Origin of the sequence: Kocuria sp. CPCC 205235 (assembly GCF_040980905.1) — a bacterium.
GTDB classification, from domain to species: domain Bacteria; phylum Actinomycetota; class Actinomycetes; order Actinomycetales; family Micrococcaceae; genus Kocuria; species Kocuria carniphila.
This window is the reverse complement of the sequence record NZ_JAVKPR010000001.1, coordinates 145,330-165,633: the sequence shown is the minus strand read 5'-3', so window position 1 is coordinate 165,633 and position 20,304 is coordinate 145,330. Positions and strand designations below refer to the sequence as shown.

Here is a 20,304-nt window from a genome sequence, read left to right as displayed (position 1 = left end):
CTTATGATCAACCGAAATACTTGGGCAGGGTGGCACTGTGGGCCTCTCGCAAGGCCTCCAGATCAACGGAGAACTCACCCTGGACGTCCAGGGCTCCGGACTCCGCGTCCACCACGCCGATGCGCGCGAACGGGTAGTTGCGCACGGTGCACATGTCCTTGAAGCGCACCTCTTCCGAACGCGGAACGGCCACTACGGTCCGCCCCTGGGACTCGGAGAACAGCAGCGTGAACGTGTCCACGCCGTCCCGATCGGCAACTTCCCCCAGGCCGATCCGTGCGCCCACGCCAAAGCGCAGGGCCATCTCCGACAGGGTCGCGGCCAAGCCACCCTCGGAAACATCGTGTGCTGCGTCAATCATGCCGTCCCGCGACATATTGACGAGCATGTCCCCCAGGATACGCTCCTGCTTCAGATCAACCGCGGGCGGTTGTCCGCCCAGGTGACCCCGCACGCGGGCCCACTCGGAACCGTCCAGTTCGTCAGCGGTCTCACCGAGCAGATAAATGGCCTGACCGTCCTCACGCCACCCGGACGGGGTGCGGCGAGCGACGTCGTCGAGCACGCCCAGCAAGGCGACCACCGGGGTGGGATTAATGGCGACGCCGCCGGTCTGGTTGTAGAGCGAGACGTTACCGCCCGTGACGGGCACGCCCAGTTCTTGGCAACCGTCGGACAGGCCACGCACGGCTTCGGCGAACTGCCACATGATGTCCGGGTCCTCGGGGGAGCCGAAGTTCAGGCAGTCCGAGACGGCCGCGGGGCGAGCTCCCGCGGTGGTCACGTTGCGGTAGGCCTGGGCGAGCGCGAGCTGCGCACCGGCGTACGGGTCCAGGCGGGTGTAGCGGCCGTTGCAGTCGGTGGACAGGGCCACGCCCAGGCCGGTTTCCTGATCAACGCGGATCACGCCGGCGTCATCGGGCATGGCCATGGCGGTGTTGCCCTGTACATAGCGGTCGTACTGGCTGGTGACCCAGTCCTTGGAGCACAGGTTGGGTGAGGCCATCAGTTCCAACACGGCCTGGCGCAGCTCCGCACCGGAGGGGCGGGAGGCGTCTTCGGGAGAGCCGGTGAAGTGGTTGGCCTGCAGCTGGTCCTGGGAGTCAGGGCGAGCGTAGGGACGTTCGTAGACCGGGCCGTCGTGGGCCACGGTGCGCGGATCCACATCAACGATCACTTCGCCCTGGTAGTCGATGATCAACCGGCCGGTGTCGGTGACCTCACCGATCCACGAGTACTCCACGTCCCACTTGGCCATGACCGCTTCGAAGACCTCGACCTTCTCCGGGGTCACCACGGCCATCATGCGTTCCTGCGATTCGGACATCAGGATCTCGCCCGGCGTCAGGGTGGGGTCGCGCAACAACACCTTGGTCAGGTCCACGCGCATGCCGCCGTCACCATTGGAGGCCAGCTCGGAGGTCGCGCAGGAAATACCCGCGGCACCGAGGTCCTGGATGCCCTCCACCAGGGAGCTCTTGAACAGCTCCAGGCAGCACTCGATCAGGACCTTCTCCGCGAACGGGTCCCCCACCTGCACAGCGGGGCGCTTGGAGGGCTTGGAATCGTCGAAGGACTCGGAAGCCAGCACGGAGGCGCCACCAATGCCGTCGCCGCCCGTGCGTGCACCGAACAGCACCACCTTGTTGCCCGTACCCGAGGCGTTGGCCAGGCGGATGTCCTCGTGGCGCATGACGCCCACGGCCAGGGCATTGACCAGCGGGTTGCCCTGGTAGCAGGGATCGAACTCCACCTCACCGCCGATATTGGGCAGACCCAGCGAGTTGCCGTAGCCGCCCACACCGGCCACCACGCCGTGCACCACGCGCTGGGTGTCCGGGTGGTCGATGGCGCCAAAGCGCAGCGGATCCATCACGGCCACCGGGCGGGCACCCATGGAAATGATGTCGCGGACAATGCCACCCACGCCGGTCGCTGCACCCTGGTACGGCTCCACGAAGGACGGGTGGTTGTGGGACTCGATCTTGAAGGTCACGGCCCAACCGTCACCGATGTCCGTGACGCCGGCGTTCTCGCCGATGCCCACCATGAGGTCCTTGCGCATCTCTTCCGTGACCTTGTCGCCGAACTGGCGCAGGTGCACCTTGGTGGACTTGTACGAGCAGTGCTCGGACCACATGACCGAGTACATGGCCAATTCGGCGGCGGTTGGGCGGCGGCCCAGGATCTCCTTGACCCGATCGAACTCGGATTCGGTCAACCCCAGCTCGGCCCAGGGCAGCTCGGTGTTCGGGGTGGCGGCGGCGTGCTCAACAGTGTCCAGATTGAAGTGAGTTTCGCTCATGTCGGTTACGAGAATCCCTTGCCGTGGTGGTGGGCGCGTACGGTGCGTTCCCGGCGCTCACACGAAGAATGTCTGATGAAGTTGGGGCCAGCCGGTCAGCGGGTCAGTGAACCATGAGGTCCACAGAAGGGCCGCCCGGTTGGCGGACGCTAGCGGGTCAGGCGCTCCAGAGCGGACACGAAGATGTCCAGGCCGTCGGTGCCGTGGCGCATGTCCACATCACCGGAACCGGAGAAGTCCGCACCGAAGCCGGGTTCCACGGCGTGCTCCGGGTGGGGCATGAGACCCACCACGTTGCCGCGTGCGTTGGTGATTCCCGCAATGTCGTTGCGTGAGCCGTTGGGGTTGCCGCCCACGTAGCGGAAAGCAACGCGGTTCTCGGCCTCGAGCTCGTCCAGGGTGCGTTGATCGGCCACGTACTGGCCGTCCTGGTTCTTGAGCGGTACCACGATGGTCTGACCCTGCTCGTAACGGCCGGTCCAGGCAGTATCCGCGTTCTCGATGCGCAGCGCCTGATCACGGCAGAGGAACTTCAACTGCTCGTTCTTGATCATGGAACCGGGCAGCAGGTGCGATTCGGTGAGTACCTGGAAACCGTTGCAAATGCCGAGGACGGGCAGAGCGGCGTCGGAATTGGCGGCGTCGATGATCTTGTCCATGAGCGGCGCGAAGCGCGCGATGGCGCCGGCGCGCAAGTAGTCCCCGTAGGAGAAGCCACCCGGCAGGATCACGGCGTCCACGTTCTGCAGGTCTTCGTCCGCGTACCAGAGCGGAACCGCGGTGCCGCCGGCGATCTGCACGGCGCGCATGGCGTCGCGGTCGTCCAGGGTGCCCGGGAAGGTGACCACGCCCACGCGGATGTCCTTCAACGCGGCGTTCGGCGCCGGCTGGGACAGATCCGCGATCAGGGGGGTCTGGTCGGCGGTCAGATTCTGGGCCACGATCAGTTCTCCTGGTCCAGCACCGACACGTTCACGACGTCCTCGATGACCGGGTTGGACAGCAGCTTCTCGGCGGCCTCGCGGGCCTGGGCGAGTACCTCGTCCGTTGCCTCACCGTCCACGGTGAGTTCGAAGCGGCGGCCCTGGCGGACCTCGCTGAATCCGTCCAGCCCAATGCGGGGCAGTTCGTTGGCGATCGCCTTGCCCTGCGGGTCAAGGATTTCCGGCTTGGGCATAACATCAACCACGATACGGGCCATTTCAACTCCTGAGATTCGAGCTAATCCTTGCCCATCCTATCGGTCTGCAAGCTCGACCATGGCAGCGTGTGAAGTGACGGGTCCCCGGACCGGTGACTGTTGGGTGCGGGGCCGTGTGACTCCGTCTCGTTCCGGGCTGATGGAGGTGCCGAAGTGGCCCGGCGGTCGGGGCTCTCCTACGATGGTCAGCACACTGATGTATGTGATGAGCGCGATGTGAGGAGCAGTCGGATGAATGCAATGCGGTGCAACGCGGTGTCGGTTAACGAGCTGTCACCCCGGTGCAATGGGTACGTGGATCTGCGCTCCTATGCGGTGGTCGGTGATGGTCGCACGGTTGCTCTGATCTCCCATGACGGATCCGTGGACTGGTACCCGATTCCTGATTTGGATTCGGCCCCCACTTTCGCGCGATTGCTGGATGCAGAGCACGGCGGATGTATCGAACTATGTCCGGACGAACGGTTCGAGGTCGAACGTGAGTATCTCTCGGGCACCAATATTCTGCAGACCACGTACACCACTCCCTCGGGGAGGGTGCAGGTCACCGACTCGTTGAACGTTGGTTCGACCGGGCGACTGCCCTGGAACGAACTCGCGCGGGCGGTGCAAGGCCTGGAGGGAACTGTTCCCATGCGATGGCGTGTGGCCCCGGGAACCATGCTCAACACGGTCTCTCCCTGGGTTGATGTCACAGCGGGCAAGCCCGTGCTGCGCACCAATCAGGTCTCGGTGGGGGTGTGCGGTGAACACGTGGGTGAGAGCACGATCGAGGAACAGCAGATGTCGGGATCCTTCCGAACCACCCCTGGTTCGCAGCACTTGCTCGCGGTGGTGGCCACGCACGGCGAACCCCTACGGCTACCGGCTCCACGTGAGATCCGCAAGAACCTTGACATGACTCGGGACACGTGGCGGCGGTGGGGGGATCTGCTCGACTACGACGGACCCTACGGTGAGGAAGTCCAACGCAGTGCCCTGGTGCTCAAATTATTGAGCCACAGTCCTTCAGGGTCCGTGGCAGCGGCCGCGACCACATCCCTGCCCGAGAACATGGCGGGCACCAAGAATTACGACTACCGCTTTGCCTGGATTCGTGACGCCACCTATTCCTTGCAATCTTTGTTGCAGCTCGGGGAGCAGGAGGACGTGCACGCCCAAGTGTCCTGGCTGCTTCGGCTGGTACGGGCCCAGGTGCCCCACCTACACGTGCTCAACCGTCTGGACGGCGAAGTCCCCGAAGCGCGCATGGAAGAGTACGACGTTCCAGGTTGGCGCGGTATCGGCCCGGTCGTGGCGGGCAATGAAGCGGCCGACCAACTACAACTGGGTGTCTACGGGGACGTGTTCGACGTGGCGCACCGCTACGTGGCAGGCGGTAACGTGCTGGACACGGCCACTGCCCGTATGTTGGCCGATCTCGCGGACGCGATCTGCGACGTGTGGCGGCGCCCCGATTCGGGGATGTGGGAACTGCCCGAACACCGCCATTACACAAGCTCCAAAATGGGGTGCTGGCACGGGTTGGATTGTGCCGTGCGGCTGGCGGAGGACGGTCACATCTCCGGCTGTGTGGATCGCTGGCGGGCCGAACAACAGCGCATCAGGACGTGGATCGACACCAAATGTTGGAATCCGGAACGGGGAGCATACGTCTGGTACCCGGGGACCGACGAGCTCGATGCGTCAGTACTGTTACACGCAATGACCGGCTTCGACCGCGGCCCGAAGATGGAATCGACCATTGCCGCACTCCGGCAAGAACTTGGTCGAGGGCCGTTGATGTACCGCTACAGCGGGATGGAGGCCGAGGAAGGCGCATTTGTCGCGTGTTCGTTCTGGACTGTCGCCGCGCTGACCGCCGTCGGTCAGCGCGAGCAGGCCGTGGAACTTATGGACCGCATGGTGGAGTTGTCCAACGATCTTGGTCTGTTCACGGAGATGATCGATCCCGAAGACTATTCGTTCCTGGGCAATTTTCCGCAGGCTTTGAGTCACCTGGCGGTGCTCAACGCGGCCCTTGCACTGCGTGACCAAGATGCAGAGTCCTGACCATCTCCCCGGGCCGTAGTTCTTGGCTGAACGGCAACCCCTGGCCAGACGGCGACCCCTGGTCGAGCCGCAATTATTGGTCGGGGCGGTGACGGCAGGCGATCCTCGATTCAGCTGAAACGGGCCATGACCCAGCCGTCGGTCACGGTGACCTCGGCCCGGGCCAGGTCCTTGGCCGGATCGTCAGCAATGCACCGCCCTGAGGCCAGGCTCAGTCGAGACCCCAGAAAACGGCCGTCCGGGGCGAACAGCCAATAGTGGTTGGGGCACTCAAAGCGTGTTGCACGGCCCGAGGACTCTCGACACACGGTGGCCCGTTGGTGAGGACACGTGTTGGACAGGACATGAAGGGCACCTGCGGCGTCACGGGTCACTAGAACAGGCCCTGTGCTGCAGCGAGCTGTCACGAAATCAAAGGATTGCGGTAGCGCCGACACCTCAACAATTCGTTCCCACGGCCCGGGTGACGTCGACTCGATCACTGTGAAACTCCCGGAGCGGCCGCGGGGCAGTCAGTAGGACGGGGTGGGGACTGGCTCTCGGCGGATTGAGAGGAGCAGGTTTCCGGGAGCAGGAGTTCGGTGACTACGAGTAACCGACGGCGCAGGTTGGCGGACCGCGCGGCAAAGTCCCGCTGGCGGCGTACGTACTCCGCCTTTCCTGCGGGAGTCTCGATGCGCACAGGCTCGTAACCCCACTCGCTCAGCTCGTACGGGGATGCCTCCATGTCCGTGCGGCGCACATCCCAGGCCAGCTCGAAGCAATCGGCCAACAGATCGGAATCCACGGCGGGCAGCAACTTGTACGCCCACTTGTAGAGGTCCATGTTGGCGTGCAGGCACCCGGGCTGTTCCATGCGGCGTTGCGTTTCGCGGGTTGGCTGCAGCTCGTTGCGGTCCACGGCCTGGGGCTGGAAGAACCGGAAGGCGTCGAAATGGGAGCAGCGGATCTTGTGCGATTCCACCACGTCGTTCGTGCCTTCCGCGCCCAGCCTCAGTCCCACGTACTCGTGACGCACACCGTTCTCCTGCGCCTTGTACGCCATGGCCCACTCGTGCAGACCGAAACAGTCGAACGTGCCGGTCTTGGCCACGGTGTTGGACAGCAGCTCTCGGGTGAAGCGAATGGCGGTCTCGCGCTTGGTCACAAAGCTTTCGCGATCCACGACGACGCCGCTCGCCCCCTCGGGTGCGCTCGCCTCCTGAAGTTCGGCCTTCGTGGCGGGGCGGTAGAACTTCCAATCCGCTCTGTCCTGGGCATCCAACAGGATGGTGCCGACCCCGGGGTGCCACCGCGTGAATTGGGCGGGGGAGAGGGTGTAGTACGTGAACAAGAAATCTTCCACGGGGTGCGCACGCCCCTCGTGCCGCCGGTTCAGAAACGGCTTGGTGAAACCGGAAATGCGCTGTTCGTGTGCTTGGGACGCCTCCAGCCATTCCTCACGGAACAGCGCTTTAGGCACGCGATGCTACTTCTGCCTGCGTGATCATGTACCGCATGGCTGTGTTGAGCTCGTGGACCTGTTCGGGCGTGATGCCCATGCGTTCCATCATGACTAGGGGTACTTCGGCAGCCTGGTCCTTGAGCGCCCGGCCTTCATCCGTGAGGGTCACGGCCAGCGCGCGCTCATTGTGGGGGTCGCGGCCGCGGCAGATCAATCCGCGAGCTTCCAATCGCTTCAGCAGCGGCGAGAGAGTGGCCGAATCCTGCATGAGTTCGGAACTCAGATCCTTCACGGTGCGGGGGCTGGAGCCCCACAAAGACAACATCACCAGGTACTGAGGATGGGTCAGTCCCAGGGGTTCGAGGATGGGGCGGTAACTCTGGACCACCATTCGAGATGCTACGGACAAGGAGAAACACAACTGGTTCCCCAGGGCCATCGGATCGTGCGGAGTGTTCTCGGAAAGGTTCTCACCAGGTTGGATGTCCATGTGTGCCTCTCCAGCGTTTACTTCTCTAGTCGATAGTTTGTGCACTAAAAGTGTAGGTCACGGGCCACTTGGATGGCAGCCCGTGACCTCAGTAAGTCTGAAGGTCTGAGAATCTCAGCGACCGGTTCCCCCGTACACGGTGGCCTCGTTATCCGCGTCCAAACCGAAAGCGGTGTGGATGGCGCGCACTGCGGTGTCCAACTTGCTGACATCGGTGATCACGGAGATCCGCACCTCAGAGGTCGAAATCATGTCCACGTTGATATCCGCGTTGGCCAGGGCCTCGAAGAACTTGAACGACACTCCGGTGTTCGTTTTCATTCCCGCGCCTACCAGGGAGATCTTACCCACCTGATCGTCATAATCGAGACTCGTGTAACCGATCTTTTCCTCTGCAGCGCGCAGAAGGTTCATGGCCAGGTCACCCTGGGACTCGTCCAGGGTGAAGGACAGGTCGGTCATGGGGCGATCCCCGGTGGAGACGTTCTGCACGATCATGTCCACATTGACCTTGGAATCCGCGAGCAGGCGGAAGATGCGGGACGCGATTCCAGGGCGGTCCGGGACACCCACCACGGTGATCTTGGCCTGGGTGCGGTCGTGTGCGATTCCGGAAATCAGCGGCTGTTCCAAGGGAATCTCCTTCTGCGGCGTGAAGTTTTCGTGGGGCGTGGGCATGACCCAGGTGCCTTCGTTATGGCTGAACGACGAGCGGACGTGCAAGGGCACGTTGAAGCGGCGCGCGTACTCCACGCAGCGCAGGTGCAGGATCTTGGCTCCGTTGGCGGCCAATTCCAGCATTTCCTCGGAAGACACCCGGTCGAGCTTTTGCGCCGAAGGAACGATGCGCGGATCGGCCGTGTACACGCCGTCCACGTCCGAATAGATTTCGCACACGTCCGCGTTGAGCGCGGCAGCCAGTGCGACGGCGGTGGTGTCGGAACCGCCACGACCGAGCGTGGTGATGTCTTTGGTCGAACGGTGCACGCCCTGGAAACCAGCGATGATCGCAATGTTTCCGGCGTCCAGTGCCTCGCGCACTCGGAAGGGGTTGACCTCCACGAGCTTGGCCGCACCGTGGTCACCGTCGGTGATCATGCCGGCCTGTGAGCCGGTGAAGGACTGGGCCGGTACGCCGACCTCGGAGATAGCCATGGCCAGCAGCGCCATGGAAATGCGTTCGCCTGCGGTCAGGAGCATATCCAGCTCGCGGGCCGGTGGCTTGCGGGCGACCTCGATGGCCAGATCCAGCAGGTCATCGGTGGTGTCGCCCATGGCGGAGACGACCACCACGACATCGTTGCCGGCGTTGCGGGTCTCGGCGACCCGGCGGGCAACTCGGCGGATTCCGTCGGCATCAGAAACCGAGGAACCACCGAACTTTTGGACAATGAGGCTCATACATTCCTCTCGGACTGCGCAAGAATCACGCGATCAAGTGGTTTGGCGTCCATGCTAACCGTTTGCGCAACCATGATCGTTTCGGAGTCCAATGAGGCGAAGCTGAGAAGTCAGTTCGCCTCCGCGATGACCGTGCGGCCCTCGAAGGCTCGCCCGAGAGTGACTTCGTCCGCATATTCCAGGTCGCCGCCCACTGGAAGACCCGAGGCCAAACGGGTGACCCGGATACCCAGGGTCTTGAGCATGCGGGACAAGTATGTGGCGGTGGCTTCACCTTCCAGGTTGGGGTCCGTAGCCAGCACGATCTCCTGGATTGTTTCGTCCGACAACCGCGTCATGAGTTCACGGATGCGCAACTGATCGGGGCCCACACCCTGGAGGGGTGAGATAGCCCCACCGAGCACGTGGTAGAGCCCGCGGTAACTGCGGGTGCGTTCAATGGCCATGACGTCTTTGGATTCCTCGACCACACAGATGACGGTGCGGTCGCGGCGAGCGTCGCGGCAGATGGCGCATTCTTCTTGTTCGGTCACGTTGCCGCACACCTGACAAAAGGACACGGACGTTTTGACCGTGGTGATGGCATCCACGAGCTGCTGGACCTCGTCCTTGTCAGCGTCGAGCAGGTGGAATGCGATGCGCTGTGCGGATTTGGGTCCTACTCCCGGGAGCCTTCCCAGCTCATCGATGAGGTCTTGGACCGCGCCTTCGTACACAGTTCTCCTTGGGGGATTCGGTTAGTTCGCTTGATGGGGGCGCTCTTCGATGAGCAGGCCCCCCAGAATTCGTTCAATCGCCGCGCGGCCATACAACGACGAGTCCTCGATGGACTCATCATCCGCACTCGGCGAGAAGTTCTCGTCGTCGTTGGTGTCCGAGGAGTCTTCGGTCTGGGGCGCTGAGGGGCGTTGCCGTGCCGCGGCAATTTCCGCCGCGTGGCGTTCCCTGAAGCTCGGCCGTTGATTGCGAGGGCTGCTGACCTGGGCAGGTGCTTGTTCGCGAGATCCGCTCGGGCGACGATCCGAAGTCTCATAGAGGTCAGCGGGCGGCTCGTCTTCCGGAGGAGGCGGGGGTTCATTGGGCGTCCAGTACTCGTTGTTGGGCTCGGATGGGTGCTCGGGAGCCTGAGCGAACTGCCGCCCGCCGGACGCTGACGGCCGATTCTGAACCGATGCCGATGCCGATGCCGATGTCTGAGCGGACTCCTGCCCGTCGGGGTCTGAGTCGGATTCCTGGGTTGTCTGCCGAATCCCGGAACCGGATGGCGAAGCGTCGCTCGTGTTCTCGGTGTTGGGAGCACGCCCCTGTTCCTGCCCAAGGCTGTCGACCGGTTGGGATTCGGCGGCCATGTCCTCACGGGTGTCCCCGGAAGTGTCCACGGACGACGTTTCAGGATTGGTGAGGTCAGCGTTATCAGAGCCAACATCTTCGCCCGTGCCAATGGTGAGGTCCGCAGGGGAGATGGGCGTCGGATCCGACGACTCGACTGAGGAATCTTCCACGACCGGAGCCGCTTTAGCTTCCCCCGTCTGAGCCTCATCAGCTTGATCCGAGGAGTCAGCATCTGATGTTGACTCGGCGGGCCTACCCTGCGGGATTTTCGCCACGGACCATGATGTCACGGGCTCTTCCGGAGAGGGCTCAGGTTCGGGCTGCGGGGTACTTTCACGGTCTTGCGGGGTGCGGCGGGAGGCTTGCTCTTGCTCTCCCTGATCGCGTCCCAGGTCATTGGACTGTTCGGTGGGCTGCTCCCCAGCCGTCTGCTGGGGCTCGGCCGCGGGCCGCCGGCGCTGCGCACCGAAACCTTCCTGCTCACGGAAGTATGCGGGCGGCTCGGTGGTGGACTGCTGTTCCTCGTGGCCCTGGTGGCCGTGGGGTCCCTCGTGAGTGCGGCGATCTTGGCCGCCACCCGCCTGGTCCGGCCTTCCCTGCCCATTGCTGGGTTGTCTGCCCCCACGGCCAGGGCCACCCGGTCCACTACCACCGGGATTCCCACCGCGCGTGGGGCCACCGGAACCGCCACCGCTTTGGCCTCCGCCGTGGGTATCGCCGGGACGCACTGCTTCGATGCGGCAGTCGATACCGAGCACGGAGTGGATGGCCGCGCGCACGTCGTTCTCGAAGCGCGGGAAGTTCAGCAGATCGCCCTCGGCATCGAAAGCGATGCGCAGGGTCTGACCGTCGAATGTCACGGGGGTGCCACGCATCGTGACCGTCCAGGCGACGCGACGGATCTCGGCCAGCGCGGACACGATTTCCGGCCAGGATGCGCGCAGCAACTCGATCTCCCCACCCTGGTCCGCGGAGGCATGAGTCTCCGCGCTCTGAGCTGGGGCAGTGTGGCCCTGAGCTCCGCCAGTTCCGCTGGGCGCCCCCGATGGGGCGGCACCACGGCTCTGGCCGGGTTCCTCCGAATCAGGGCGTGCCGGCGTGGTGTCTCGGTGTTCCGGTCCGTGATCGACCGGACCGTTGTCGTGGGCGGCATCTGGTTCGCCTGGGCCGGTCCGGCCGTCTGCAGGAGGCGTGTCGCTACCGGTCTCACGTTCGCGCTCTGGAACCGGCTCTGCGGCTGCCGGGTGTGAAGTTCCTTCCGGTTCCTCGGTGCCGTCCTGAGGATCCGTGGGCTCTTCGACAGTCGGGGCGTTCATGCCCGCCGACGGCGGAGCTTCAGTCGGTGGGGCTGCTGGCTGGGGCGCACGCTCAGGTGCGGTTTGGTGCTGTGGCGCGGGAGCGGCGTCGTCGGTGGGGACGTGCTGATCGGTCTCAGGGGCGCCCTGGCGAATACCGGCGCCGCGAGGAATGCTCAGGCGGCGCTCGAGGCGGTCCACGCGGGCTGTGATGCCGCGCGTGGTGTGGTCCGCGGAGGGCAGGAGAATGCGCGCACACAACAACTCGAGGTGAAGCTGAGGCGAAGTAGCCCCGGTCATCTCGTTGAGCGCGGTGTTAGTGATGTCCGCGGCGCGGGAGAGCTCTGCGGCCCCGAGCTGATTGGCCTGATTGCGCAAGCGATTGATCTGATCGGTGGGCATGCCGTGCAGGATGTTGGCGGCGGAATCCGGAACCGCGTTGACCACGACCAGGTCGCGGAAGCGTTCCAGGAGGTCCTCGACAAATCGACGCGGGTCCTGGCCGGTCTGAACCACGCGATCGATGGCGCTGAACACCGTGGCGGCGTCGCCGGCGGCGAAGGCATCCACGACGTCGTCGAGGAGGGCCGCGTGCGTGTAGCCGAGCAAGGCCACCGCGAGGTCGTAGGTCATGCCACGGTCATCGGAACCGGCCATGAGCTGGTCCAACACGGACAGCGAATCGCGAACGGAACCGCCGCCGGCGCGAACCACGAGGGACAGGACACCGGGCTCCGTGGCCACATGTTCCTGCTCGCTCAGCAGCTCCAGGTACTGCATGAGCGGCTCGGGAGGAACCAGCCGGAACGGGTAGTGGTGGGTACGCGAGCGAATGGTGGTGAGCACCTTGGACGGCTCGGTGGTCGCGAAGATGAACTTCACGTGCTCCGGAGGCTCTTCCACGATTTTCAGGAGTGCATTGAATCCCTCGCGCGTGACCATGTGCGCCTCATCGATGATGAAGATCTTGTAGCGATCCCGCACCGGAGCGAAAGTGGCGCGTTCGCGCAGGTCACGGGCATGATCCACGCCGCCGTGTGAGGCCGCGTCCATCTCGATGACGTCCAACGAGCCAGCGCCGTCGCGGGAGAGATCCCGGCAAGAATCGCAGTGCCCGCACGGCGTGGCCGTGGGGCCCTCGGCACAGTTGAGGCAGCGCGCGAGAATACGGGCCGACGTGGTCTTGCCGCAACCGCGGGGACCGGAGAACAAATAGGCGTGATTGACCCTGTTCTTGCGCAGGGCAGTCATGAGGGGCTCGGTCACATGTTCCTGACCGATGACATCCTCGAAGGTCTCCGGGCGATAGCGGCGGTACAGGGCGGTAGTCACGTATGAAACCTTAGCCGCGGTCACCGACAGGCACAGCGCGACCGCACGGTTGGGGAGTTAGAGACGAAAAGACCCCTCGCGCACCCGCCAGAGCCCATTTACCCTTGCTACCTTCCGGTCCTGGGGGAGTTCAACAGGATGACGCCACACGAGGGGCTGCCCATTACTTTAGCTCAACTGATGGCAGAGTTCTAAACCGACCGGGCGTCCATATCGGATCGCATGCTGTCGGTCGACGACGACGCCGCTCGGTCCGGATTTTGCCCTAGCTTCACCCTCGATTCGCATCAGGGCTTCGAGTTCCGCTATGCTGAGTGCCGCACGTTGCCCACGCGTTGGGGAATGTGCACGCCTGGAGGATTCGCCTAGCGGCCTATGGCGCACGCCTGGAACGCGTGTTGGGTTAACGCCCTCGGGGGTTCAAATCCCCCATCCTCCGCGTTGTGAGGTAGCCCCTGGCTAGTGGAAACACCGGTCAGGGGCTACTTTCATGTTCGGGGTGCCCTATTGATTTTCGGGGCTAGAGGCCGCCGAGTGAGGGAACGCACTCTAATCGACGTTTCGACCAGAATCCCCCGCGGCCTGCATCTTGACCGACGTTGAAACCAAGAATCGCTGGAATCCTGGCTCTACCGTCGATCATTCGGTGACCGCGGTCGAGTTCGCGACGATGAACGCAGGTGCATTGGTGGAACCGGGACCGTCTCCACGAGTCCTTGGACTACCGAACCCCGGCCGAGATCGAGAACGCCTATCGGCAAACCCACGAGAGCTCACCAGCACTCGAATAAACCACGGAACGAAACCCAGTGCGGTTCGGGGCGCTCATTCGTCATGATCGGTGGTTATGTTGCCGAGGTGCTGAGACATCTATTTCCAAGGTTCTGAGACTCAATACCCCATCCTCCGCGTAATGGAGTAGTCCTTGACCAGTGGAAACATTGGTCAGGGGCTATTTTCATTGCGGGAGTGTTGAAACGTGGGGCTCCCCTGGGCATGTGTCAAGGCGACACGGTCTCGGTGGGTTACCTATTGCCCGCGATCTGTCCAGGTTTTCCACACGGTTGGAATCCGAGCCAAATCCCCGCGGCTTGTTGCAATTCTTTCACTCCACTGCCTATACAGCAGTTCCCGGTCTAATGCTGCTGTGGTTTTCCAATGGTGTCCGAAATTAGCGGGAGCATCTTCGACTTTCGCGATTGCCGCAGCGCCCACACGTGCTTTGCGCTCCATCTGTTGGATGCTTCGGCTTGGCAGATGCGCAATACGGAGATCACTTGGCACTTCCCGGCCCAAGTCCAGGGCCGTGTGGTTTCCGTTGTCGATCCACACCCATCTGTGAGGTCTGAGGGCGACCTTTTTGGAGTTCGCATTGTCTTCGATTTGGACCTGCTCATTCGAATTCTCAAGATCAATGCCGGTCACGGTGAGCGGGTGGAGGTCCGTCAATTCAGCCTTTGCAACCGGGACACCTTCTAAGCTTCGCAGGTAATCCGCGACGGATGATTCCCTGGCGAACCAGAACTCATCTGCGTCGAACGGGATGACCCAATCGGCGCCTGCCTTACGCGCAAGATGAGCGAGGTAGGACATTTTTCGGCCTTGGTGATAAGCGTCCAGCGAGTCCGTGCCCACAAAGATCCGGGGGTCGTCGTCGGCTAATTTGGTGAGGGTCTCCCGCGTTCCATCAACGCTCAGATTGTCCACAACGATGATGCCGTCAATGCCTTGGGCGAGTAGATGCCTAATAGTATGGCCAACGATATCCGCCTCATTACGACACATGGAGACAGCCCAGACACTGCCGCGTTGAGTTCTGCTTCGGGGTAATCCAGGTACCTTGATATGCCGATTGACATTCAACTGTAGTAGGGCTCTTCACAGTTGAGGGTGTAGGAGTTGGGGCCTGAAGCCGCCGGTCTCGAGCAGACTGCGGGCGATGTAGTTGGTCAGGTTCCTGAACCCGAGTGCGCTGCCGCGCAGGTGCTCGAGTCGGCCGTTGATTGCCTCGGTCGGGCCGTTGCTGGTGCCGGGTCGGTCGAAGTAGGCGAGCACGTCTGCGGCGCGCTTCTTCAGGGTCCGGCCGAGCTTCGCGACCTCGACCAACGCCTTCGGAACGCCGGTGCCCAGGTCGGCGATGAGCTTGGTCATCAGCTTCTTGCCTGTGGCGCGGTCGGGCTCACGGTAGGCGGCGACCATGCGCTGGTAGATGCCCCAGGTCGCTTCGACCTCGACATGGGCGTCGTCGGCGAACAGCCGGTTGAGCCGGTCGATCTGTCGGTCGGTGAGCAGGCCGGCACCGGTGTGCAAGGTGCGACGGGACTTGTAGAGCGGGTCGTCTCGGTAGCCGCGGTGGCCGTGGACGGCGAGCTGGACCCGGCGGCGGCACTGGTCGAGTGCGTCACCGGCCAGGCGTACGACGTGGAAGGGATCCATCACCGCGACCGCGTCGGGGACCTCCTCGGCGGCGGCGGTCTTGAAGCCGGTGAACCCGTCCATCGCGACGACCTCGACCGCCTCGCGCCACGCTTCGGGGCGCTCGGCGAGCCAGGTCTTGAACGCCTGTTTGGAGCGGCCCTCGACCATGTCGAGCAGCCTGGCGGGGCCCGTGCCCTCACGTACCGGGGTGAGGTCGATGATCACGGTGACGTACTTGTCACCACGCCTGGTGTGGCGCCACACGTGCTCGTCGACCCCGAGGATGGTGACGCCGTCGAAGCGTTGTTCGTCGTCGATCAGGACTCGTCTGCCTTCGGCCAGCACGGCGTCGTTGGCGGTGTTCCACGCGACCCCGAGACCCTCGGCGACCCGAGCGATGGTGAGGTGTTGGACCACGATCCCTTCCAGTGCCCACCGCAGGCCGGTGCGGGTCAGCTTCGCCCGGGGCTCGGCTGCCCGGCTGGTGTCTTGGCGCCACACATGTCCGCAACCAGTGCAGCGGTAGCGGCGGATCGACACCAGCAGCGTGGTCGGCCGCCAGCCCAAGGGCACGTGGGCCAGCCGGCGGGTCACGGCGTCGCGCGGCGCACCCTGACAGCCACAGCGTCGGCACCAGCCCTCGCTGCCGTCATCGGCGTCGAGAACACGACAGGCCAGAACTACACGGTCGGGTTCGAGGTGCTGGCCGACGACTTCGAGTCCGAGGTCATCGAGTCGGCAGAACTTGGTCAGGTCGGGGCGCGCGAAGGTAGCGTCAGGCAAGTCGAGGTCTTCTGGATGGGTGGCGTAGGAACCTCCATCTTCAGGGGACCTCGACGTCTACCCCGACAGCACCCCGTCAATGGCCGTCACACCCTCAACTGTGAAGAGCCTGTAGTAGTCGCCTTCGAGCGAGGGCGCGTCGCAAAGATTCTCTAATGCTGGCCATCGGTTCAACCTGTCAAATGTGGGGAATGTCTTTACCGCTTCTTGGGCGTGAACGACGTGGTGCACTTCCAGATCGTGTTGCCCTGCTTCGCGGATACCTCCACAACCACCTTGCGTCCGGGTGTTGCACCGGCGATGGGGTACTTGATCGACGCGGTGCCCTTGGTGGAGGCGGTCGCGTACTTGGTGTTCGTGGTGGTCTTGTACTTGGCCTTGGTGGTGACCTTGGAACGTGCCCCCACCTTGGACACGTTCACGTACGTGTTCGTGTACTGGCGGGGCTGAGTCACGGACATGGTGGCCTTGCACGGCTTGACCACCGCGGCTTCGGCAGGTGCGGTGCCGACGGCAACGGTGCCGGAAGCCAAGAACAATGCAATGAGTCCGGTCGTCACAGAACGACGGAAGGATGATGCGGCAATCATGCGCGGATCCTTTGTTACGGGCGATAACTCTCCGAACTTGGAACCAATATTCCGCGTCAGGACGGCCCAGCCAGGCCGTGAGTCCCTCGCCGATCAGGGGGTGCTCACATCATAAGGACACTCGTGACCTGCCAGTAACTATTGTCACAAAATGACGCGCACGAGTTTTCCAGGCTGCCGAGGCTGCAGACGCCGCCGCGCCCAGTTCGGCGCACATCGTCACCGCACCGGGCCTCCCACGTTTAACAGCGCCGCGGCCGCGCTCGAAAGGAGCGTGGCCGCGGCGTCGTCGGCGGTGCTGTGAAGGCTACTTTTTGCCCGCCCGGAAACCCGCGATGTACGGGTCGTGGTCGGAGGAAGCGATCTCGTTCGCCACGTAGTAGTCGAGCGCGGTGGTGCGGTACTGGCTGTACTGCAGCAGCGGGGACTGGCCGGAGTTGATGTTCCAGGCGTCCGCGCCGGTCATGCGCTTCTTCAAGGACGGCGAGACCAGCATGTGGTCCAGCGAACCCACCTGGCCACCGAACACGTACGTGTAGTCGTCCTCCGTGGCCTGCGCGTAGCCGGCGCCGTAGAACTCCTGCATCGGGTCCTCCTGGGCGTAGGAATTGAAGTCACTCAACACGGCCACGTCCTCGGAGCCCGCGGCCTCGGTCAGCTCGGGAATCCAATCGACGACGGCGCTCGCTTGCGCCACGCGCGCGGCGTTCCAGGCTCCCTGGCCGTCGCCCGAGGCGCGGTTGGGGCCCGTACGAGGCGCGGAACCCTTGGACTTGAAGTGGTTGACCACCACGGTGGTGGGCGCGGCGCCGTGCTTGCCGCCGCCCTTGGTCGAGGTGAAGGTGGCGGCCAGGGGAGTGCGGGCGTTTTCGAAAGCGCCCCCTGCAACGGCCTCGGAACCGAGAGCCTGGGCTCGGCCCACCTGGGTGACCTGCTTGGGCTGATAAATGATGGCGTTGGTGATGAAGTCCTGATCGGCCACGGGCTGCAGCTCGGAGTCGGGCACGGACACTAAGTCCCACTTCTTGAACCCGGCGGCCTTGTTCAGCGCGGCGACGAGGTTCTGCAGGGCCTCGTCCTTGGGCTCACCGAGCTTCTCGGAGTTCTCCACTTCCATGAGGCCCACCACGGAGGCATCCAACTGGTTGATCGCGGAGACCGTCTTGGCCTGCTGGCGCTGGAAATCGGCCTGGTCGAACGCGCCGCGAACGTCGCAGTTCTGGGCCACGTTGTAGGTGCCGTCGGTCGAGTAGTTGCCGCCGCGGCAGCCCTTTTCCTGGCCCACGGTCGTGAAGTAGTTGAGCACGTTGAATGAGGCGATCCGCATCTGCCCGCCCACCGCCGACTTGGGATCGGCCGAGCCCGAGAAGCGCGCCGGTTCCTCACCCGGAACCACCGGGGAGGTCGACTGGAAGCGCCACTTGTCGAAGCGGTAATCCACAATGACCGGTTTGGTGATGCGAGCGGAATCGCCCACCGCCACGGGATCCTCACGGGTCAAATAGGGAACCTGACGGGGCTCCTGGGTCGGCGACGCCGCGAAGCCCCGGTTGGTGCCGTCATCGAGCGTGACCGAGATGGCACTGTTACGCTCCGCCTGAGCTTGCGCCTCCGCGCTGCCCGGCCGCGCGACCTGGGTCGGTTGCGCGGGAAGTTCCTTCCCCGCGGCCAGCCCGAGTTCGCCATAGCGACCCAGGCCGTAGGTATCCGCGACCTGGAACTTATCCTTGGGCTTGTACAGCATGGATTCAAGGTTCTCGCGGGTGGCGGCGGTGGAAGCCCAGTCATTGGTGGCGGGCTCCACCGCGGGGAGCTCCTCGGCCACCGGCGTGATCTCGATATTGCCTTCCAGCTGGGTAAGACCGCGATACTCCCCGGCTTCGCCCGTGACCTGGACCCTGTCGCCCACGGACACTGTGGACTGCGTGCTACCGGTGTAGACGAACACCCCGGTGGAGGCCTTGCTCATGTCCACCTTCCCACCGGAGCCGGGGGTCTGAATCACGAAACCACCCAGCGTGCCCGGATCGCCCGGGTACACAGCGGTCACGATCGAGGGTTCAGTCGTGACCGTCTGACCCTTGAGCGGGGTTTCGGCACCGGTGCCCTGAATCTCGGCGATGGACACGGTGTCGTTGGCGGGGATCGCGAACGCTGGCGCCGCGGCAATCCCACTGCACAGCAACATGGCTCCGGTGGAGGCGGCTGCTATCCGGATCCGCAACGAGGGCTTGGATGACTTAACGGGCATGGGTGATCTCCAGATTGTGGTGAAGGGTTATCGCTTGCCCGGAACCTTGACGTCCACCCACACCAGGCGGTGGTCGGAGGTCGGGAACGGGTAGTCGCCGGTCAGCTCGGAGCCGGGCTGGCCAGGTGCGGGCCAGAAAACTCCGGCATCCAGCAACGGCAGATTCTTGGACGGCAACGCGTAGTCCACGCGCAGATTGCCGGGAACGGGGTTGTCATTGAAATCGGCGGTGTCGCGCGCAGGATCTGACTCGTGCGCGAGGTTGGCGCCACCCTGGCGCTCGCTGGCCTCCGCTGCACCGTTCGAGGTCGGCAGCGGATCGCGGACTCGCGAGTTGTTCAGCAACTGGCCGATGGCACCCGGGAACGAATCGCCGTCGTTGGGGTCGGAGTTGTAGTCCCCCACGATCACGAAGCGCTCGCCGCGCGGCAGGCCACCGTGGTGCCCGGCGTCGTCGTAAATGTAGGAGGTGGTCTTGTTGCCCGTGACGTAGTCGGCCCAGAAGCGGATCTCGTCGTTGTTCTTGCGGCCGTTGCGGTCTTCGGGGCCGTCGAAGCTGGGTGGGGTGGGGTGTGCAGCCAGAACGTGCACGGTTTTATTGCCGACGCGCACGGGCACGTCCCAGTGGGACTTGGACGAAAGCCGCAGCTGCTCGGCCTGCTCACGCGTGTAGTAGTCGGTGGGCAGTTGGTTACTGGGCATGTCCTGCCAACGGAAATTCTGGAAGGTGCGCACCTGATCGTGGGCGATCGGATACTTGGAGTAGATCACCATGCCGTACTGGCCGGGGAACAGACCGAAGCCCCAAGCATCGTCGGGCCCGCCCGTCTGCCCGTCCTGGTTGAGATCCAGCCCGGACTGCACACCCGTATTGACCGGCGCCACGTAGTAGTAGGGGTAGTCCACCGGTACCTGACCGTTCTGCCCGACCGAAAGATAGTTGTTGCGGAACGCCTCCGCAGCCTGGCCACCGGGCACGTAGTCGAACTCGTTGACGAGCACCACGTCCGGGTTGTTGATCTGGATGACTTCCGCGATGTTCTTGGCCTGCTGATTGTCCGGCGTGGACAGGTCGCGCAGCAACTGCCCCGCCTCATTGCGGTTCAGGGACGCGTTGTACGTGGCCACGCGCAGCCCGTGCTTGTCGCCGGTCGCATTCGTGCTCTTCGACGACGACGCCGCTCGCCCACCTTCACCAGCCACGGCCGGTGCCGCGGCGCTCACGGCGAGAGCAACGGCGAGTGCACCCGCCGACGAAACGACAAGGGCGCGAGATCGAGCACGCATACGAACCTCCAGGTCAACACACAGTGACCTTGAGCATAAGCGCGATAAACGACCAGGTCGTGGCGGGGAAGTAAAAACTTGGTGGTGGCGGGCTGCTGTGTTGCGGAGTACTGGCGACGCGAG

Annotated in this window: 15 protein-coding genes, 1 tRNA gene, 1 other RNA gene and 1 pseudogene; 3 read left to right on the top strand and 15 right to left on the bottom strand. The window is 63.8% G+C overall.

The window, feature by feature from the left end; all coding sequences use genetic code 11:
- Positions 1-7 precede the first annotated feature (7 nt).
- The 3 genes from purL to purS form a co-directional block, all read right to left on the bottom strand.
- A complete protein-coding gene (gene purL / locus RF638_RS00790; RefSeq protein ID WP_095796229.1) occupies positions 8-2,305 on the bottom strand; it encodes a phosphoribosylformylglycinamidine synthase subunit PurL in 2,298 nt (765 codons plus the stop codon).
- A gap of 149 nt (positions 2,306-2,454) precedes the next feature.
- On the bottom strand, positions 2,455-3,246 hold the full coding sequence (gene purQ / locus RF638_RS00785; RefSeq protein WP_129700933.1) for a phosphoribosylformylglycinamidine synthase subunit PurQ: 792 nt from the start codon (positions 3,244-3,246) through the stop codon (positions 2,455-2,457).
- Between the two features lie 2 nt (positions 3,247-3,248).
- On the bottom strand, positions 3,249-3,506 hold the full coding sequence (purS, locus tag RF638_RS00780; protein ID WP_016997403.1) for a phosphoribosylformylglycinamidine synthase subunit PurS: 258 nt from the start codon (positions 3,504-3,506) through the stop codon (positions 3,249-3,251).
- 294 nt (positions 3,507-3,800) lie between these two features.
- Between purS and RF638_RS00775 the strand changes: the two genes are divergently transcribed.
- Positions 3,801-5,558, top strand: coding sequence for a glycoside hydrolase family 15 protein (locus tag RF638_RS00775; RefSeq protein ID WP_368841225.1), 1,758 nt, complete (start codon positions 3,801-3,803; stop codon positions 5,556-5,558).
- Positions 5,559-5,668: 110 nt separating this feature from the next.
- Here the strand turns inward: RF638_RS00775 and RF638_RS00770 are convergent, their stop codons facing one another.
- From RF638_RS00770 to ffs, 7 genes are all read right to left on the bottom strand, one after another.
- Entirely contained in the window at positions 5,669-6,040 is a 372-nt protein-coding gene (locus RF638_RS00770; RefSeq protein WP_095796233.1) for a Rieske 2Fe-2S domain-containing protein, read from the bottom strand.
- Complete coding sequence (locus RF638_RS00765) at positions 6,037-7,020, bottom strand: 3-methyladenine DNA glycosylase (RefSeq protein ID WP_368841224.1); 984 nt, start codon at positions 7,018-7,020, stop codon at positions 6,037-6,039. The genes RF638_RS00770 and RF638_RS00765 overlap by 4 nt, the downstream gene beginning before the upstream one ends.
- A complete protein-coding gene (locus RF638_RS00760) occupies positions 7,013-7,492 on the bottom strand; it encodes a MarR family winged helix-turn-helix transcriptional regulator (RefSeq protein ID WP_095796234.1) in 480 nt (159 codons plus the stop codon). Before RF638_RS00760 ends, RF638_RS00765 begins: the two co-directional genes overlap by 8 nt.
- Positions 7,493-7,606: 114 nt before the next feature.
- A complete protein-coding gene (locus RF638_RS00755) occupies positions 7,607-8,893 on the bottom strand; it encodes an aspartate kinase (protein WP_095796235.1) in 1,287 nt (428 codons plus the stop codon).
- Between the two features lie 110 nt (positions 8,894-9,003).
- Positions 9,004-9,609 carry a recombination mediator RecR gene (gene recR, locus RF638_RS00750; protein ID WP_095796236.1) on the bottom strand — a complete coding sequence of 202 codons (606 nt, stop codon included), beginning with the start codon at positions 9,607-9,609 and terminating at the stop codon, positions 9,004-9,006.
- 21 nt (positions 9,610-9,630) lie between these two features.
- Positions 9,631-12,852: a DNA polymerase III subunit gamma and tau gene (locus RF638_RS00745; RefSeq protein WP_315276987.1), complete on the bottom strand. Its 3,222-nt coding sequence runs from the start codon at positions 12,850-12,852 to the stop codon at positions 9,631-9,633.
- Positions 12,853-12,916: 64 nt separating this feature from the next.
- An RNA gene (gene ffs, locus RF638_RS00740) (signal recognition particle sRNA small type) lies at positions 12,917-13,013 on the bottom strand.
- A 193-nt stretch (positions 13,014-13,206) separates the two neighbouring features.
- Here ffs and RF638_RS00735 point away from each other — a divergent pair.
- Both RF638_RS00735 and RF638_RS00730 read left to right on the top strand, forming a co-directional pair.
- Positions 13,207-13,291, top strand: a tRNA-Ser gene (locus RF638_RS00735).
- Positions 13,292-13,495: 204 nt separating this feature from the next.
- Positions 13,496-13,643, top strand: a pseudogene (locus tag RF638_RS00730) (IS3 family transposase); the annotation flags it as partial.
- Between the two features lie 238 nt (positions 13,644-13,881).
- Here the strand turns inward: RF638_RS00730 and RF638_RS00725 are convergent.
- The 5 genes from RF638_RS00725 to RF638_RS00705 form a co-directional block, all read right to left on the bottom strand.
- Positions 13,882-14,637 (bottom strand): glycosyltransferase family 2 protein, encoded by a 756-nt coding sequence (locus tag RF638_RS00725; protein WP_315280328.1) that lies wholly within the window; start codon positions 14,635-14,637, stop codon positions 13,882-13,884.
- 93 nt (positions 14,638-14,730) lie between these two features.
- A complete protein-coding gene (locus RF638_RS00720) occupies positions 14,731-16,053 on the bottom strand; it encodes an ISL3 family transposase (protein WP_064846867.1) in 1,323 nt (440 codons plus the stop codon).
- Positions 16,054-16,250: 197 nt separating this feature from the next.
- Positions 16,251-16,643 carry a hypothetical protein gene (locus RF638_RS00715; protein WP_129700940.1) on the bottom strand — a complete coding sequence of 131 codons (393 nt, stop codon included), beginning with the start codon at positions 16,641-16,643 and terminating at the stop codon, positions 16,251-16,253.
- Positions 16,644-16,950: 307 nt separating this feature from the next.
- Positions 16,951-18,894 (bottom strand): ExeM/NucH family extracellular endonuclease, encoded by a 1,944-nt coding sequence (locus RF638_RS00710; protein WP_368841223.1) that lies wholly within the window; start codon positions 18,892-18,894, stop codon positions 16,951-16,953.
- A gap of 27 nt (positions 18,895-18,921) precedes the next feature.
- Positions 18,922-20,181, bottom strand: a complete 1,260-nt coding sequence (locus RF638_RS00705; protein ID WP_254049199.1) for an endonuclease/exonuclease/phosphatase family protein — start codon at positions 20,179-20,181, stop codon at positions 18,922-18,924.
- Between the last annotated feature and the right edge of the window lie 123 nt (positions 20,182-20,304).

Excerpts from the sequence above, each read along its gene's own strand:
- purS (WP_016997403.1), bottom strand. The coding sequence starts at position 3,506 with ATGGCCCGTATCGTGGTTGATGTTATGCCCAAGCCGGAAATCCTTGAC.
- RF638_RS00715 (WP_129700940.1), bottom strand. The coding sequence starts at position 16,643 with ATGATTGCCGCATCATCCTTCCGTCGTTCTGTGACGACCGGACTCATT.
- RF638_RS00755 (WP_095796235.1), bottom strand. The coding sequence starts at position 8,893 with ATGAGCCTCATTGTCCAAAAGTTCGGTGGTTCCTCGGTTTCTGATGCC.
- RF638_RS00705 (WP_254049199.1), bottom strand. The coding sequence starts at position 20,181 with ATGCGTGCTCGATCTCGCGCCCTTGTCGTTTCGTCGGCGGGTGCACTC.
- RF638_RS00710 (WP_368841223.1), bottom strand. The coding sequence starts at position 18,894 with ATGCCCGTTAAGTCATCCAAGCCCTCGTTGCGGATCCGGATAGCAGCC.
- RF638_RS00725 (WP_315280328.1), bottom strand. The coding sequence starts at position 14,637 with ATGTGTCGTAATGAGGCGGATATCGTTGGCCATACTATTAGGCATCTA.
- purL (WP_095796229.1), bottom strand. The coding sequence starts at position 2,305 with ATGAGCGAAACTCACTTCAATCTGGACACTGTTGAGCACGCCGCCGCC.
- RF638_RS00760 (WP_095796234.1), bottom strand. The coding sequence starts at position 7,492 with ATGGACATCCAACCTGGTGAGAACCTTTCCGAGAACACTCCGCACGAT.